14 protein-coding genes are annotated in these 16363 nt (G+C 73.0%); 6 read left to right on the forward strand and 8 right to left on the reverse strand.

What is annotated here, in order from left to right:
* Positions 1-34: 34 nt before the first annotated feature.
* Both ACZ6N8_RS11470 and pgsA read right to left on the reverse strand, forming a co-directional pair.
* Positions 35-967: a phosphatidylinositol mannoside acyltransferase gene (locus tag ACZ6N8_RS11470; RefSeq protein ID WP_466009356.1), complete on the reverse strand. Its 933-nt coding sequence runs from the start codon at positions 965-967 to the stop codon at positions 35-37.
* A gap of 46 nt (positions 968-1013) precedes the next feature.
* Entirely contained in the window at positions 1014-1643 is a 630-nt protein-coding gene (gene pgsA / locus ACZ6N8_RS11475) for a phosphatidylinositol phosphate synthase (RefSeq protein ID WP_364371315.1), read from the reverse strand.
* 250 nt (positions 1644-1893) lie between these two features.
* Between pgsA and ACZ6N8_RS11480 the strand changes: the two genes are divergently transcribed.
* Positions 1894-4050, forward strand: a complete 2157-nt coding sequence (locus ACZ6N8_RS11480) for an elongation factor G-like protein EF-G2 (protein WP_466009358.1) — start codon at positions 1894-1896, stop codon at positions 4048-4050.
* A 509-nt stretch (positions 4051-4559) separates the two neighbouring features.
* Here ACZ6N8_RS11480 and ACZ6N8_RS11485 read toward each other — a convergent pair.
* Entirely contained in the window at positions 4560-5618 is a 1059-nt protein-coding gene (locus tag ACZ6N8_RS11485) for an aldo/keto reductase (protein ID WP_466009360.1), read from the reverse strand.
* Positions 5619-5715: 97 nt separating this feature from the next.
* Here ACZ6N8_RS11485 and ACZ6N8_RS11490 point away from each other — a divergent pair, with 97 nt between their 5' ends.
* A complete protein-coding gene (locus tag ACZ6N8_RS11490; RefSeq protein WP_466009361.1) occupies positions 5716-6198 on the forward strand; it encodes a hypothetical protein in 483 nt (160 codons plus the stop codon).
* A gap of 36 nt (positions 6199-6234) precedes the next feature.
* Here ACZ6N8_RS11490 and ACZ6N8_RS11495 read toward each other — a convergent pair whose 3' ends face one another.
* Entirely contained in the window at positions 6235-6747 is a 513-nt protein-coding gene (locus ACZ6N8_RS11495; RefSeq protein WP_466009828.1) for an HIT family protein, read from the reverse strand.
* A 176-nt stretch (positions 6748-6923) separates the two neighbouring features.
* Between ACZ6N8_RS11495 and ACZ6N8_RS11500 the strand changes: the two genes are divergently transcribed.
* Positions 6924-7652, forward strand: coding sequence for a D-Ala-D-Ala carboxypeptidase family metallohydrolase (locus ACZ6N8_RS11500; RefSeq protein ID WP_466009363.1), 729 nt, complete (start codon positions 6924-6926; stop codon positions 7650-7652).
* 133 nt (positions 7653-7785) lie between these two features.
* On the opposite strand, the gene thrS is transcribed toward ACZ6N8_RS11500, so the two are convergent.
* Positions 7786-9795, reverse strand: a complete 2010-nt coding sequence (gene thrS / locus ACZ6N8_RS11505; protein ID WP_466009364.1) for a threonine--tRNA ligase — start codon at positions 9793-9795, stop codon at positions 7786-7788.
* A 189-nt stretch (positions 9796-9984) separates the two neighbouring features.
* On the opposite strand from thrS, the gene ACZ6N8_RS11510 reads away from it, so the two are divergent.
* Positions 9985-10953 (forward strand): DUF1775 domain-containing protein, encoded by a 969-nt coding sequence (locus ACZ6N8_RS11510; protein ID WP_466009366.1) that lies wholly within the window; start codon positions 9985-9987, stop codon positions 10951-10953.
* Between the two features lie 182 nt (positions 10954-11135).
* On the opposite strand, the gene ACZ6N8_RS11515 is transcribed toward ACZ6N8_RS11510, so the two are convergent.
* On the reverse strand, positions 11136-12056 hold the full coding sequence (locus ACZ6N8_RS11515) for an ADP-ribosylglycohydrolase family protein (RefSeq protein WP_466009368.1): 921 nt from the start codon (positions 12054-12056) through the stop codon (positions 11136-11138).
* A 73-nt stretch (positions 12057-12129) separates the two neighbouring features.
* Here ACZ6N8_RS11515 and ACZ6N8_RS11520 point away from each other — a divergent pair, with 73 nt between their 5' ends.
* Together ACZ6N8_RS11520 and ACZ6N8_RS11525 are read left to right on the forward strand one after the other, a co-directional pair.
* The gene (locus ACZ6N8_RS11520; protein WP_139586301.1) at positions 12130-12819 is read left to right on the forward strand and encodes a response regulator transcription factor; all 690 of its coding nucleotides are present in this window, start codon (positions 12130-12132) and stop codon (positions 12817-12819) included.
* A 29-nt stretch (positions 12820-12848) separates the two neighbouring features.
* Positions 12849-14252: a HAMP domain-containing sensor histidine kinase gene (locus ACZ6N8_RS11525; RefSeq protein WP_466009370.1), complete on the forward strand. Its 1404-nt coding sequence runs from the start codon at positions 12849-12851 to the stop codon at positions 14250-14252.
* Positions 14253-14468: 216 nt separating this feature from the next.
* On the opposite strand, the gene ACZ6N8_RS11530 is transcribed toward ACZ6N8_RS11525, so the two are convergent.
* Positions 14469-15491 carry an adenosine deaminase gene (locus ACZ6N8_RS11530; RefSeq protein ID WP_466009371.1) on the reverse strand — a complete coding sequence of 341 codons (1023 nt, stop codon included), beginning with the start codon at positions 15489-15491 and terminating at the stop codon, positions 14469-14471.
* Positions 15488-16282, reverse strand: a complete 795-nt coding sequence (locus ACZ6N8_RS11535) for a trans-aconitate 2-methyltransferase (protein WP_466009373.1) — start codon at positions 16280-16282, stop codon at positions 15488-15490. Before ACZ6N8_RS11535 ends, ACZ6N8_RS11530 begins: the two co-directional genes overlap by 4 nt.
* Between the last annotated feature and the right edge of the window lie 81 nt (positions 16283-16363).

A 16363-nucleotide genomic window follows, 5' to 3' on the forward strand; every position in this document is an offset into this window, starting at 1 on the left:
TCCGCGGGACACCATCCCACAGTGCCCACCCCCTTCAGGACCGGCCGGCGGACGACGGGGGCAGCGCCGTGCCGCCCCCCGACCTCCGCTGGTCCAGCCACATCCGCTGCAACATGTGCCAGTCTTCCGGATGCCTGGCGATACCCGCCGCCAGACGGTCGGCGATCAGCTGCGTCACCGAACGGACACGCTGGTCCAAAGGCCCCGCCTCGGGCCCCGGCACCGGCAGCGGACCGGCGAGCGACGCACACGCTGCGTCCGGTTCGTACCACATCGAGGCCACGTAGAGCGGCGCTCCGGTGTGCAGCGCGAGCAACGCGGGCCCGGCCGGCATCCGGGTCTTCCCGCCGAAGAAGTCCACCTCCACCCCACGGGCGGAGAGGTCCCGGTCGGCCAGCAGCGGCACCACCGCGCCCGCACGTAGCCGGTCCAGCAGCACGTCGAACGCCGGACGCGGCCCGCCGTGGGTGGGCAGGATCTCCATGCCCACGCTCCCGCGGAAGGCCACGAAACGCTTGTACACGCCCTCCGGCTTGAGTCGTTCCATCACCGTGGTGATCGGCCAGCCGGTGGCCGCCACCCAGGCGCCCGCGGCGTCGTAGTTGCCGGCGTGGGGTAGCGCCACCACGGCGCCCCGGCCCGCGGCCACGTCGGCCGCGAGCAGTTCGGCGCCGTCGAGCCGGAACCCGGACAGGATCTGCGCCCGACTCAACGCGGGCAGCCGGAACGCCTCCATCCAGTACCGGGCGTACGAGCGCAGCCCGCGCTTGACGAGATCGTCCAGCTCGGCCTCGGGCAGCTCCGGGCCCACCACCCGGCGCAGGTTCGCGCGCAGGCGCTCCGTACCCCCGCCGCCGCGCCGGTGGGCGCGGTCCGCGCCCGCCTGGAACGCCGCAGCCACCAGCGGCCGGGGTAGCGCGCGGACGACCCGCCAGCCGGCGACGTAGCCCAGCTCGGTGAGGTTCACGCGACCCGGCCGCCGGTCGTCCGGCGCCGGGGCGGCACCGCGCCGCTCACGCCTGGCCGTCCGGCTGGAGCTGCTGGGCCTGGCGGTAGACGTGTGCCATCCGCTGCCCCACCGTGAAGATCGACACCGCGGCGAGCAGCCACAGCGCGATCTCCAGCGCCGGATCGAGGCCGACGCCGGTGAGGATCCCGCCGACCCCGACGATCAGCAGCCGCTCGGTGCGCTCGGCGATGCCCACGTTGCAGGTCATGCCGAGCCCCTCGGCGCGGGCCTTGACGTAGGAGACCAGACCGCCGGCGGCCAGGCAGACAAGCGCGGCGGCCACCCCGGAGTGGTTGCCCTGCGTGGCCAGCCAGTACGCGACAGCGCCGAAGACGGCGCTGTCGGCGACCCGGTCCATGCTCGAGTCGAGGAAGGCGCCGAACCTGGTGGAGCCGCCGCTCATCCGGGCCATCGTCCCGTCGAGCAGGTCGGTGAGCGCGAACAGGGTGACGATCAACGCGCCCGCGACCAGATGGCCGCGGGCACCGAAGCCGAGCGCGCCGACGAGCACACCAACGGTGCCCGCGACGGTGACGGCATTGGGGGTGACGCCCGCGCGCAGCAGGGCGCGGGCAATCGGCTCGACGACGCGGGTCATCCCCGCGCGGGCCGACACTTGGAAGATCTTCGCCATGGCGGTCCCCACGATAACGGTCCGCCCAGCTCCGCCGACACAGCCGGTACCGCCGACCCGCCGGGGCAGGCTTGTGTCGACCCGACAACGGGTGTGAGATCGAGCCGGGGAGGTGAGCCAGCTCACCCGTCCGCCCGTCCCGTTCCCGCTGTGCAGCAGACCACCGGAGGATATCGCCGCGCACTCGCCCCGGGCCGCTTCCCGTCGCGCGGCGGTCGCCACCCACCACCGGCTGAGGGAGGTGCGCCCCATGGCGCAGAAGAATCACGAGAAGGGGTCCACCGGCGGCGCGCCGGTGGTCACCGAGCCCGACCGGGTACGCAACGTGGTGCTCGTCGGGCATTCCGGCGCGGGCAAGACGACACTTGTCGAGGCGCTGCTCGCCGCCACCGGCACGATCGGGCGGGCCGGCAGCGTCATCGACGGCACCACAGTCGGCGACCACGACCCGGCGGCCGTGCGCCAGCAGCGCTCGGTGAGCCTGTCCTGCGCGCCCCTGCTGCACAACGGCATCAAGGTCAACCTGCTGGACACCCCCGGGTACGCCGACTTCGTCGGCGAGCTGCGCGCCGGTCTGCGGGCCGCCGACGCCGCCCTGTTCGTCGTCTCCGCGGCCGGCGGCATGGACGCGGCCACGGTGGCGCTGTGGGAGGAGTGCGCAGCCGTCGACATGCCCCGTGCCGTGGCGGTGGCCCGACTGGACCAGCCGCGCGCCGACTTCGACGAGTCGGTGGCGCTCTGCCAGCGAGTGTTCGGCGACAACGTGATGCCCCTGTACCTGCCGATGCTCGGCGACGACGGCGTCTCCACCGAGGGTCTGCTCGGCCTGATCACCCGCCGGGTCTTCGACTACACCGCCGGGCTGCCGGCCGACGTGCGCGACCCGGACCCGGAGCACCAGCCCGCCATCGACGAGTCCCGCAACGAGCTGATCGAGGGGATCATCGCCGAGAGCGAGGACGAGACCCTCATGGACCGGTACCTCGACGGCGAGGAGATCAGCACCGAGGTGCTCATCGAGGACCTGGAGAAGGCGGTCGCCCGGGGGCACTTCTACCCGGTGGTGCCGGTCTGCGCCGAGACCGGCGTCGGCCTGGACGCGCTGCTGGAGGTGCTGACCGCCGCGTTCCCGTCACCCCTGGAACACGAACTGCCGGCGGTCGCCGGCGTGGACGGCTCACCCCGCCCGCCGCTGACCTGCGACCCGAGCGGGCCGCTCGTCGCCGAGGTGGTCAAGACAACAGTCGACAGGCACGTCGGCCGGGTCTCGCTGGTCCGTGTCTTCTCCGGCACGCTGCGCCCCGAGCAGACCGTGCACGTCTCCGGGCACGGCATGGCCGACCGGGGCCACCCCGACCACGACGCCGACGAACGGGTGGGGCACATCTACACCCCGCTGGGTGCGACGCTGCGGGAGGTGCCGCACTGCGTGGCCGGCGACATCTGCGCGATCACCAAGTCGGGCAGCGCCGAGACCGGCGACACCATCTCGGCCAAGGACGACCCGCTGCTGATCGCCCCCTGGGAGATGCCGGAGCCGCTGCTGCCGGTGGCGATCGTCGCCCGCAGCCGCGCCGACGAGGACGCCCTCGCCCGCAACCTGGCCCGTCTGGTCGCCGGCGATCCCACCCTGCGGCTCGAGCGCAACGCCGAAACCCACCAGCTGGTGCTCTGGTGCATGGGTGAGGCCCACGCCGACGTGGTGCTCGACCGGCTCCGCGCCGGCGGCGTCGAACTGGACACCGAACCGGTAAAGGTGTCGCTGCGCGAGACGCTCACCGTTCCGACGACCGGGCACGGCCGGCACGTCAAGCAGTCCGGCGGCCACGGCCAGTACGCGGTGTGCGACATCGAGGTCGAGCCGCTGCCCCGGGGCGGTGGCTTCGAGTTCGTCGACCGGGTCGTCGGCGGCGCCGTGCCGCACAACTACATCCCCTCGGTGGAAAAGGGCGTCCGCGCCCAGCTCGAACGCGGTCTGGTCGCCGGCCACCCGGTCGTGGACCTGCGGGTCACCCTCGTCGACGGCAAGGCGCACAGCGTCGACTCGTCCGACGCGGCCTTCCAGACCGCCGGCGCGCTGGCCCTGCGCGACGCGGCCGAGCGCGGCCAGCCGGCCCTGTTGGAGCCCATCGACGAGGTCACCATCCGGATCCCGGACGGCTCGGTCGGCACCGTGATGGGTGACCTGTCCGGCCGGCGTGGCCGGGTGCTGGGCACCGAACCGGACCCCGACGCCGAGGGCCGCACCCTCGTCCGCGCCGAGGTCCCGGCCATCGAACTTCTCCGGTACGCGGTGGAGCTGCGCTCGATGACCGCCGGCACCGGCACCTTCCGCCGTCACTTCGTCCGCCACGACCCCATGCCCACCCACCTGGCCGACCAGGCCCGCAAGGAACACACCCCCTGACCATCGCCCCACCGAGCCCTGAGCCCCTGAGCCTGGAGCCCACGATCCGCGAGGCACCACACCTCGTGATCGACAGGGGTGGTGCGGCGGGTTGGCATGGCATGTCGTGCGCCCTGTAGAGCTGCCCCAGATCTGGGGCAGCTCTACCCGCGCGCCGGGACCTGACGGAGCCGCCGCCCCATGCACACCGCAGCTTCACAGGCCACCGCCACCCGACCAGACCACCCACCCGACCAGACCACCCCCACCCGACCAAGCCACCGCCACCCGACCAAGCCACCACCACCCGACCAAGCCACCACCACCCGACCAAGCCACCACCACCCGACCAAGCCACCACCACCCGACCAAGCCACCACCACCCGACCATGGCCACCGCCCCAGATACGGGGCAGCTCTACAGGAGGCCGCACTCACAGGTGGGGTGGGCACCCGAGTCCGGGACGAAACGGCGGCACGGACCGGACGGGTACGCCGGACGAATACGCCGGACGGGTACGGATGCCCGCTCAGGGGTGGATGGTGGGGTGCGTGGGAGGGGGCCAGTGGGGGCGGTCGGCGTCGCGGAGGGCGGCGGTCCGCAGGGCGGCCAGCTGGCGCTCCACCTCGACGAACTGGTCCGCCGGCAACGGGCCCCGGTGCAGCGCGGCGGCGTTCTCCTCGACCTGGGCGACCGTACGGCAGCCCGGGATCGGGATGGTGCGCCCGCTGCGCGCCCAGATCCACCCCAGCGCGCCCTGGGCGAGGGTGCGCCCGTCGGCGGTGAGCGCGGCACGGACCGCGCCGACGCGGCGCAGCCACTCCGGCGCCGGCCGGCCACCCCGGAACCACTCCAGCCAGCCCGGCGCGAGCCCCCGCACGTCGTCGCGGGGCAGCGTCGACGCGGCCGTGTACTTGCCGGTGAGCAGGCCCATCCCGAGCGGCCCCTGGTTGATGCTGGCCAGGTCGTACTTGTCGCAGACCGCCAGCAGTTCGGGGGCGTCGCGCAACACCGACAGGGCGTGCTGCACGGCGGTGGCCCCGGCTGCCGCCTGCCCGAACGCGGCGGCCCGGTCGGGGCGGTCGGTGCTCCACCCGTAAGCCCGGATCAGGCCCTCGGCGACCAGGTCCTCGCAGGTGCCGACGAGCGCCTCCGCCCGGGGGACGGACAGGTCGGCCAGGTGCAGCTGGTAGAGGTCGATGTGGTCGGTGTCCAGCCGGCGCAGCGAGGCGGTGACGGCACGCCGCAGGTACGCCGGTGACGCGTCCTCGCCTGTCGCCTGCCGGGTCGCCTCGTCGAACGTGTAGCCCCACTTGGTGGCGATCACCGCCTCGTCGCGGCGGCCGGCGAGCGCCCGGCCGAGTACCCGCTCGCTGTGCCCAGCCCCGTACGTGTCGGCGGTGTCGAACAGGGTCACACCCTCCTCGAGCGCGCGACGTACGGCCCGCACCGACTCGTCGTCGTCGACCGCGCCCCAGCCCAGCGGCTGGGTACCCTCCGCCCAGGGGCCACCGATCGCCCAGCACCCCATGCCGAGGGCGCTGACCTCGATGCCGCTGCGCCCCAACGTCCGTGTCGTCACTGCCATCGGCCGATCGTGCCACCTTCGTGGGGCGGCGCGTAGCAACTCCCGGGGCGGGAACACGCGGGGCGCGGCGACTGTCACGATGCGGCATGATCTCGCCATGCGACTGCTGGGTGTGGACATCGGCGGCGTGATCATCGAGCCGGCCGACGAGGATGCCGACACGTCCCTCTTCGGCGCGCACTACCTGCGTACACCCCCTGTCGACGGGGCCTTCGACGCTCTGGCGACGCTCGGGCCGGCGTTCGACGAGGTGCACCTGGTGTCCAAGTGCGGCGAGGCCACCGAGCGGCGGACCAGACAGTGGCTCGCCCACCACGACTTCCCGGCCCGCACGGGCATCCCGGTCGAGCGGGTGCACTTCTGCCGTACCCGGCAGGACAAGGCGCCGATCGCCAGGCGGCTCGGGTTGACCCACTTCGTGGACGACAAGCTGGAGGTGCTGGGCTACCTGGATTCGGTGCCGCACCGCTACCTGTTCCGACCACGCCCGGCACAGGTCGCCGCGTACGCCGCGCTGCTGCCGCACGTACACCGGGTGGAGAGCTGGCCGGAGCTGACCGCGCTGCTGCGCGCCGGCTGACGCCGACCGGCGCGGACGCCGCGCGGACCTCGCGGGTCAGGACGGCCAGGCGCGGGCGAGCAGGTCGCGGGTGTCGTGCAGCAGCTGCGGCAGGACCTTGGTGCGGCCGATCACCGGCATGAAGTTCGCGTCGCCACCCCAGCGGGGTACGACGTGCTGGTGCAGGTGCGCGGCGATGCCGGCGCCGGCGACCCCGCCCTGGTTCATGCCCAGGTTGAAGCCGTGCGCGTTGCTCACCTTGCGGATCACCCGCATGGCGGTCTGGGTGTACGAGGCCAGCTCGGTGGTCTCCGGCACGTCCAGGTCGGTGTAGTCGGCCACGTGGCGGTACGGGCAGACCAGCAGGTGGCCCGGGTTGTACGGGTAGAGGTTGAGCACCACGAAGACGTGCTCGCCGCGGGCCACCACGAGGCTCTCCTCGGTGGGCAGGCCCGGGGCGAGACAGAAGGGGCAGCCGGTCGGCTTCTCGTAGCCGCCCTCGGGCCGGTCCTCGCCGGAGATGTAGGTCATCCGGTGCGGCGTCCAGAGCCGCTCCAGGCCGTCGGCCATGCCGCCGCTGTCGGTGTCCCGTTGTGCCCCAGTCACGAGCCGATCCTACGGAGCCGCCCGGGAGGGCGGCGACTCCCACCGTCGGGAAACTCGATGCTGCAAGTTCTTGACGGATCAATGCCGAAACCTGAAGATTCCATGCATCCAGGAACTTCCATGCATTGATGGAGGGCTTCATGATCCGACGGCTCGGCCGGCTCCTCGCGGCACTCGCCCTGACCGCCGCCACCACAGTGACCGGCGTCACCCTCACCGCCAGCGCCGCACAGGCGGACGGCTGCTACACCTGGGGTCGCGCCCTGTCCCAGGGGATGACCGGCGAGGACGTCCGGCAACTCCAGATCCGGGTCGCCGGCTACCCCGGCTACGGCGCCGTACTCACCCTCGACGGCTCGTACGGGCCCGCCACCCGGTCCGCGGTGATCCGCTTCCAGCAGGCGTACGGGCTGTCCGCGGACGGCGTCGCCGGCCCGCAGACCTTCAACCGGCTCTACGCCCTCCAGGACGACGACTGCACACCTGCCAACTTCAGCTACGCCGAGTTGAACAACTGCAACAGCGACTGGTCCGGTGGCGCGGTCTCCGCGAGCACCGCGCGGTTCAACGCGCTGGTGTCGATGTGGAAGCTCCAGGCCATGCGGCACGCCCTCGGCGACGTCTCCATCGCGATCAGCAGCAGCTTCCGCAGCTACGCCTGCAACAGCGCCGTCGGCGGGGCGTCGAACAGTCGACACCTCTACGGCGACGGGGTCGACCTGGTCGGGTCCCCGTCGTTCTGCCGGCTGGCGCAGCAGGCCCGCTACCACGGTTTCGGGCAGATCCTCGGCCCCGGCTACCCGGACCACAACGACCACACCCACGTGGCGGCGGTCGGCGGCTGGTCAGCGCCGAACTGCGGCATCTGACCCACGGGCGCCGCGCTCGGTGAAGATCGCGCCCGAACATGGAAGTAGTGGCCTCCCGCACCGGGGAGGCCACTACTTCCTGGATCGAGCGCGATCATGCCGCGAGGCGGGCCGGCGGGCCGGACCGCCTCCGTTACTCCGCTGCGGCCGAGGGGCCGATGTTGGTACGCGAGGTGACCACGTCCAGGACGTGGGTCACCGCCTCGGCGACCGGCACCCCGTTGCGCTGCGAGCCGTCCCGGTAGCGGAAGGAGACCGTGCCGGCGGCGACGTCGTCGTCACCGGCGATCACCATGAACGGGATCTTCTGCTGCTGGGCGGTGCGGATCTTCTTCTGCATCCGGTCGTCACCCGCGTCCACCTGCGCCCGGACGCCCTCGGCGCGCAGCGCCGCGACGAACCCGTGCAGGTAGTCGGTGTGGTCCTCGCGGATCGGGATACCGACCACCTGCACCGGTGCCAGCCAGGCCGGGAACGCCCCCGCGTAGTGCTCGGTGAGCACCCCGAAGAACCGCTCGATCGACCCGAACAGCGCCCGGTGGATCATCACGGGCCGCTGCCGGCTGCCGTCCGCGGCCTGGTACTCCAGCCCGAACCGCTCCGGCTGGTTGAAGTCGACCTGGATCGTGGACATCTGCCACGTCCGGCCGATCGCGTCGCGGGCCTGCACGGAGATCTTCGGCCCGTAGAACGCCGCGCCGCCCGGGTCGGGCACCAGCTCCAGGCCGGAGGTTTCGGCGGCGGTCCGCAGCGCCTCGGTGGCCTCCGCCCAGTCCTCGTCGGCCCCGATGAACTTGGGCGAGTCGTCGCGGGTGGACAGCTCCAGGTAGAAGTCGTCCAGGCCGTAGTCTCGCAGCAGGTCGAGCACGAAGCTGAGCAGCGTCGACAGCTCGCCGGCCATCTGCTCGCGGGTGCAGTAGATGTGCGAGTCGTCCTGGGTGAGGCCACGGACCCGGGTCAGGCCGTGCACCACTCCCGACTTCTCGTACCGGTAGACGGTGCCGAACTCGAACATCCGCAGCGGCAGCTCACGGTACGACCGCCCGCGCGACCTGAAGATCAGGTTGTGCATGGGGCAGTTCATGGCCTTGAGGTAGTAGTCCGCGCCTTCGAGCTGCATGGGCGGGAACATGGTGTCCGCGTAGTAGGGCAGGTGCCCGGAGGTGTGGAACAGCTGCGCCTTGCTGATGTGTGGGCTGTTGACGAACTCGTACCCGGCGGCCTCGTGCCGCTGCCGGGAGTAGTTCTCCATCTCCCGACGGATGATGCCGCCCTTGGGGTGGAAGACCGCCAGACCCGAGCCGATCTCGTCGGGGAAGCTGAACAGGTCCAGGTCCGCGCCGAGCTTGCGGTGGTCGCGCCGGGCGGCCTCCTCCAACAGCTTCAGGTACGCCTTGAGCTCGTCGCGGGTCGGCCACGCGGTGCCGTACACCCGCTGGAGCTGGGGGTTCTTCTCCGACCCCCGCCAGTACGCGGCGGCCGAGCGCATCAGTTTGAACGCGCCGATCAGTCGGGTGGTCGGCAGGTGCGGGCCCCGGCACAGGTCCGACCAGCAGACCTTGTCCTCCTTGGCGTCGAGGTTGTCGTAGATGGTCAGCTCGCCGCCGCCGACCTCCATCACCTCGTCGGTGTCCAGGCCCTCGCCCTTGACCTCGATCAGCTCCAGCTTGAACGGCTCGTCGGCCAGCTCGGCGCGCGCCTCGTCGAGGCTGCCGAAGCGGCGCCGGCGGAACCGCTGCCCCGACTTGATGATCTCCTGCATGCGCTTCTCGAGCTTGCTGAGATCGTCGGGCTGGAACGGCTTGTCGACGTCGAAGTCGTAGTAGAACCCGTTCTCGATGGGCGGTCCGATGCCCAGCTTTGCCTCGGGGAAGACGTCCTGCACGGCCTGGGCGAGCACGTGCGCCGTGGAGTGGCGCAGCACGTTGAGCCCGTCCGGCGAGTCCAGGCTGACCGGCTCGACGACGGTTTCCTCGGCGGGCGACCAGTCCAGGTCGCGCAGCTGACCCTGCGGGTCGCGGACCACGACGATCGCCTTGGGGCCGTTCGCGGGCAGTCCGGCCGCGGCCACCGCGTCGGCCGCCGTCGTCCCGGCGGCGACGACGACGGGGTCGGCCACGGCGGGGGTACGGGGTGCGGACACGGTGACTCCTCCAAGCGGTACGAAACGGGGCCGATCCTCGGCTCCTGCCGATGCTATCGGTCGGCCCGCCTCCGACCGGGAACGGCACCTTCCTAACGTCCGGCGTTGAACCTTTCGCGCCTCCGAGCCGAACTAGAGGGTGTGGCCGGAAACCGGTGCCGGTCGCGTCGACACGGATGGGGGCACGAGATGGCGAGCACGGACGGTGGTGGCCGCCGGAGGCGGATCGTGGCGGCGACCGCGTTGACGGCCGCCGGGCTGCTGCTCTGGCCCGCGGCGGCGTACGCGGCGGACGTGACGACCACCCCGACCGAGGCCCGGCAGGGCGACGCGGTGCGGTTGGAGTTCAGCGTGCCGGAGGAGCGGGCGGGCACCACGACCCGGCAGATCGAGGTCCGGTTGCCGGCCGACGCGCCGGTGGCCGAGGTCTACCCGATGTCGGTCGACGGCTGGGCGCCCCGGATCAGCTCCCGCACCCTGGACAAGCCGGTGGCCGGCATCCACTCCTCAGGGGTGAGCACCGTCACCACGGCGGTGACCTGGGTGCGGGTGGGCCAGGTCGCACCCGGACCGGCCCGGCTGGCGCTGTCCATGGGCCCACTGCCGCAGGCCGACAAGCTCACCTTCGAGGTCGTCCAGACGTACGCCGACGACACTGTCGTCAGGTGGACGGACGCCGACGGGGCGCACCCGGCCCCGACGCTGACCCTGCTGCCGGCGGCGGCGGGCGCTGCCGGACCGGTCGGCCACGGCGGTCACGGTGCTCCGGCGACGGGTACGGGTACGGGTACGGGTACGGGTACGGCGAACGGTGCCGACACCAACGCCGACCCCAACACCGGTGGTGGGACGGCGACGGACGCGGCGGGCGGCTCCGGTGAGGAGCAGGGCAGCGCCGACGCGATGCTGGGCGCCGGGCTGCTGGCGGGCCTGGGGGGCGGCGCGGCGATCGGCTGGCTGGTGAGCCGGTGGCGGCGGCGCGACCCGGCCGAGGACGCGGCGCTTGCCGAGGTGACCGGCGCAAAGGACGATCCGACCGAGCCCGCCGAGCCCGCCAACGTCGACCGGGCGCGGGCCGACCGGGCGCAGGCCGCCGGGGCGCCGACGGCGTCCGTGGCGGAGTCGGCCCCGGTCGGCACTCCGGTCCGCACCGGCTGACGAACTCCGCCGGGACCGGAGCGAACCAACCCCCTCCACCCCCTTTGCTCTGCACCCGCCCAAGCACCGGTCACGGAACGTGCCTGGTGCGCGTAGGGGTGCAGAGCAAAGGGGTGAAAGGACAGGCTGGCGGTCGGCGCCGGAGACCGAAGGGGGCAGGTGCCCGCCGGTGAGAAATGGGGTCAGGGCGCCCAGGGAGGTAGCGGCTCGCGGGCGGCCAGCCACGCCTCGGGCACCCCGCCCGGGGTGCCGACGCCGGTGTACGCGGCCACCACCGCACCCGCGATGGCGGCCGTGGTGTCCACGTCCCCACCGGCGCGCACGCACGTCTGGATCGCCGCCGGATAGTCGTCGAGGTGGGTGGCGGCCACCCAGAGGGTGAACCCGACGGTGTCCTGGGCGGTCACCCGGGAGCCGTTGCCCAGCGCCGCCACCACCCGGGGCAGTGGCCGGCCGAGCAGCCCGGCCGCCCGGCTGACGCCGCGATGCACCTCGGTGCCGGGGTCGACGGCGGCGGCGATCCCGGCGAGCAACCGCTCGGGAGCCGGCCGGTGCCCGTCGAGGCGGGCACGGGCGGCCAACGCGGCGGCCACCGCCACCGCGACCGCGCCGGCGATCCCCTCCGGGTGCGCGTGGGTCACCTCCGCCGAGGCGCGGGCCTGCGCCGCCGCGCGGGCGGTCGAGTCGGCGAAGTACGCGCCCAACGGACCCACCCGCATCGCCGCGCCGTTGCCGCACGAGCCCTCGCCGTCGAACGCGGACGCGGCAGCCAGCGGCCACGGCGTGCCGGTGCGGATGAGTCGCAGGATCGCCAGCGCGCCGGAGCCGTAGCCGCGGTGCGGGGAGCACCGGTGCGCGAACGCCAGCGCCAGCCGGTCCCGGTCGATGCCGCCGCCGTCGGCCAGCTCGGCGAGGACCGAGCAGGCCATCTCGGTGTCGTCGGTCCACTCCCAGGGCGCGGCGGGCAGCGCCTCCACGCCGAGATCCGGGGACGCCTCGCCCGGCAGGAAGTACCGAGCGCCGAGCGCGTCGCCGGTCGAGAGACCGGCGAGGCTGTCCCGGGCGAGCGCCAGGCGGGCATCGACGAACAGGGTGAACGACATCGTCGTACCAGCTTGCCCGCTTCCCAGGTACGCCGCAACGCGATCAACTTGCCACGCCAAGTACGGTCTTGTCGTGGCCTCCGTGCTCCTGGTCGAAGACGATCACGTCGTACGCGGCGCGATGCTGCGGTCCCTCACCGACCGGGGGCACGCCGTGCACGCCGTGGGTACGGCGTTGGACGCCCTGCGCCGCGTCGCCGCCGAGACACCCGACCTGGTGGTGCTGGACCTCGGGCTGCCCGACCTGGACGGTTCGGACGCGCTGCGGATGCTGCGCGGCATCACCGACGTCCCGATCATCATCGCCACCGCCCGTGACGACGAGCAGTCGGTGGTGAAGCTGCTGCGCGCCGGCGCCGACGACTACATGGTCAAGCCGTTCACCGGCGCACACCTGGACGCCCGGATCACCACAGTGCTGCGGCGTGCCGGGCGGGCCAGCCGGACGGTGCAGCCCGCGGTGCACACAGTGGGCGGGCTGCGGGTGGACGTCGGTGAGCGCAGCGCCCAGCTCGACGGGGAGGCGCTGGCGCTGACCCGCAAGGAATTCGACCTGCTGGCCTATCTCGCCGCACGACCCGGGCGGGTAGTGTCCCGCCGGGAGCTCTTGGAGGAGGTATGGCGTCAGCCATCGGTCGGCGAGGATCAGACCATCGACGTTCACCTGTACTGGCTACGCCGAAAGATGGGCGAGTCCGCGGCGAAGCCGCGCTACCTGCGCACCGTGCGGGGGGTCGGGTTCCGGCTGGTGGCGCCGGACTGAGGTCCGCGCTGGCCCTGCTCACGGCCGGCATGTGCAGTCTCGTCGCGCTCGCGTTCCTGATCCCGCTGGGGCTGAGTCTGCGGGAGCAGAACCGTCAGGAGGCGATCGCCGAGGCGGCCCGTCGTAGTGCGCTGGTGACCGGCGCGCTGGCGGTGAGCACCGACCCCACGGTGGTCGAGCGGGCCGTGGTGGCGAGCGCCGAGGGCGCGCCGACCCGTCCCGTGGTGCACGGGTTGGGGTTGGACGAGTCCGCCGGCCGGGCCGGTGCCAGGGATCTGGACCAGGCCCGCGCCGAGCGCCGTTCGATGGTCGCCGACGTCGACGGCGGGGTCGTCCGGCTCGATCCGGTGGTGCTGGGCGACCGGACGGCGGTGGTCGAGGTGTTCGTGCCCGACTCGGCGCTGGGCGGGGGCGCCGGCGGCACCTGGCTGCTGTTGTTCGCGGTGGGCGCCGCGATGACCGGCGCGGCGGTGCTGGTGGTCGACCGGGTCGCCGCCCGCGCGGTGGACGCGACCCGCGGCCTGGTCAAGGCCGCCCTCTCCATCGGCGACGGCGACCTCGGCGTCCGCGTGGAGCCGACCGGCCCCCGGGAGCTGGCCGAGGCCGGGTACGCCTTCAACCGGATGGCGGACCGGCTGGACGCGGCGCGCACCGACGAGCGGGAGCTGGTGGCCGACCTGTCGCACCGGCTGCGTACCCCGTTGACAGTGCTGCGGCTGGACGCGGAGGCGTTGGAGTCCGACGACACAAGTGTGGGGTCGTTCTCCGAGGCCGAACTGGACCGTCGGCGCGGAATCCGGCGGATCCGGCAGGCGATCGTCACCCTGGAAGGTGAGATCGACGTGCTGATCAAGACCACGCGCAAGGCGGTGGCGCACGAGGCCGGGCCGGCGATGTGCGACGTGAGCGAGGTGGTCCGGGACCGGATGGTGTTCTGGGCGGCGCTGGCCAGCGACCAGAACCGGCCGCAGCGGGTGACAGGCGCGCAGCTGCGCATCCCGGCGCCGGTGCCCCGCGCCGAGTTGGCCGCCGCGCTGGACGCGGTGATCGGCAACGTCTTCCGCTACACCCCGCAGGGCACCGCGTTCGAGGTGGCGGTGTCCCGCCGCGACGGTTATGTGGCCATCCGGATCGACGATGCCGGCCCCGGCATCGCCAACCCGGACCGGGCGCTGCGCCGGGGGGCCAGCGACCAGGGTTCGACAGGCCTCGGGTTGGACATCGCCAAGCGTGTGGCGTTGCAGGCCAACGGATCGGTGAGCATCGACCGGGCCCGGCTGGGCGGGGCGAGCGTGGTGATGCTGCTCGCCGACCCGGAGGCAACGCCCCGGCAGGTCAGCCGTTTCGGTCTGGTGGGCCGGATGGCGCGGGACGTCCGGGAGCAGAAGGCAAGCGGCCGCCGCTGGCCCCGGCAGCGCCCCACCGACGACTGAACCCCGGGCTGTGCCCCGGCGCAAGTCTTCCTTAGATCGCGGTTAACGACCGAGGTGGATCAGCCGCGGGCTGACAGGATCGATGCACGAACCCACCAGTTCCACCGACCACCGCACCGTGCACCCACCGGTCGGTGGAGCCGCGCGCGCGGCGGGAGCCACAGGTCCCCCCACACCCACGCTCCCGCCGCGCGCCCTGCTCCCCCGCCGGCCCGTTCAGCCGGCGGCGGCGAGGTACGCGTCGATCTCGGCGGTGATCTCCTTCTTGCCGGCCGGGTCCAGGAACGACGCGGTCACCGCGTTGCGGGCCAACCCGGCAAGCCCCTGCGGCCCCACCCCGAGCAGCCGGGCCGCCACCGCGTACTCGTCGTTGAGGGTGGTGCCGAACATCGGCGGGTCGTCGGAGTTGATGGTGACCAGCAGGCCCGCCTCCACGAGTCGGGGCAGCGGGTGCTCGTCGAGGTTGGCCACGGCCCGTGTCCGCACGTTCGACGTCGGGCAGACCTCCATCCCGATCTGACGCTCGGCCAGGTACGCGAGCAACTCCGGATCCTGCGCGGCGGAGATGCCGTGGCCGATCCGCTCGGCGCCCAGCTCGCGCAGCGCGTCCCAGACGGTCTGCGGGCCGGTGGTCTCCCCCGCGTGCGGCACCGAGCGGAGCCCGGCCGCGCGGGCCTGGTCGAAGAACTGCCGGAACTGCGGTCGGGGTACGCCGATCTCCGGGCCACCCAGTCCGAAGCTGATCAGCCCGTCGGGGCGTTCCTCCAGCGCGATGCGCAGGGTCTCCTCGGCGGCGGGCAGGCCGGCTTCGCCGGGGATGTCGAAGCACCACCGCAGCTCGATGCCGAAGTCGGTAAGGGCGCGCTTGCGGGCGTCCTCGATCGCCTCGCAGAACGCCGGCGCGGGAATGCCCCGCCGCACGTGCGAGTACGGCGTGATGGTCAGCTCCGCGTACCGGACCTGCTGGCGGGCCAGCTCCCGGGCGACCTCGTGGGTGAGGATCCAGACGTCCTCGGGGTCGCGGATGAGGTCGACGACGCTCAGATAGACCTCGACGAAGTGCGCGAAGTCGCGGAACTCGAAGTAGTCGACGAGCGCCGCCGGGTCGGCCGGCACCGGGGTGCGGCCTTCGTGCCGGGCCGCCAGCTCGGAGACGATCCGGGGCGAGGCGGAGCCGACGTGGTGCACGTGCAGCTCGACCTTGGGCAGGCCGGCGATGAAGGTGGACAGGTCGGTCACGAGATCTCCTCGGCACGGTCGTCGGTCTGGGCGACGACGAAGACGCGGCGGAACGGGAAGTACACCCGACCCTGCCGGACCGGGTACGCGGCGGTGAGGCGTACCCCCAGCTCGGCGCGGAAGGCGGACCAGCCGGCGGCGTCCAGCGCGGCGCGGACCGGGCGCAGGGCGGTGCCCTCCATCCAGGTCAGCACCGGGTGGTCGGCGGCGGGCTGGGCCGGCAGCAGGTGCACGTAGGTAGTCTCCCAGGCGTCCACGGAGCAGCCGGCGGCGGTCAGCAGCTCGGCGTAGTCGGTGGGGTCGTCGACCGGGTCGGCGCGCAGCAGGGGGGCCAGTTCGGCACGCCAGGGCGGGCGGCCGGCGACCTCGCGCAGCGCCCGGTGCGAGGGGGCGTCGAAGTTGCCGGGGACCTGCATGGCCAGCCACGCGCCGGCGGGCAGCTCGGCCACCCAGCGGCGCAGCAGCTCCCGGTGGTCGGGGACCCACTGGAGGAGGGCGTTGGTGACGACCACGTCCTCGTCGCCGGCCGGCCGCCAGTCGCGGGCGTCGGCGACGGCGAAGTCGACGGGGGTGTCCAGGGCGGCGGCCCGGTCGATCATCTCGGGCGAGGAGTCGAGGCCGACCACGCGGCTCGCCGGCCAGCGCTCGGCGAGGGTGGCGGTGAGCTGACCGGGGCCGCAGCCGAGGTCGACCACGGTGCGGGGTCGCCGGGCCGGGATCCGGGCGACGAGGTCGTGAAACGGACGGGACCGTTCGTCCGCGTACCGCAGGTATGTCGTCGGATCCCACATCGTCGCCTCCCAAACCGTACGTCCGTCTTGTTTTAAGGTACGGCTCGCGTGGCACCCCGGCAACCCCATCACTAGGCTCGG

The organism is Micromonospora sp. NPDC047521 (assembly GCF_055587305.1).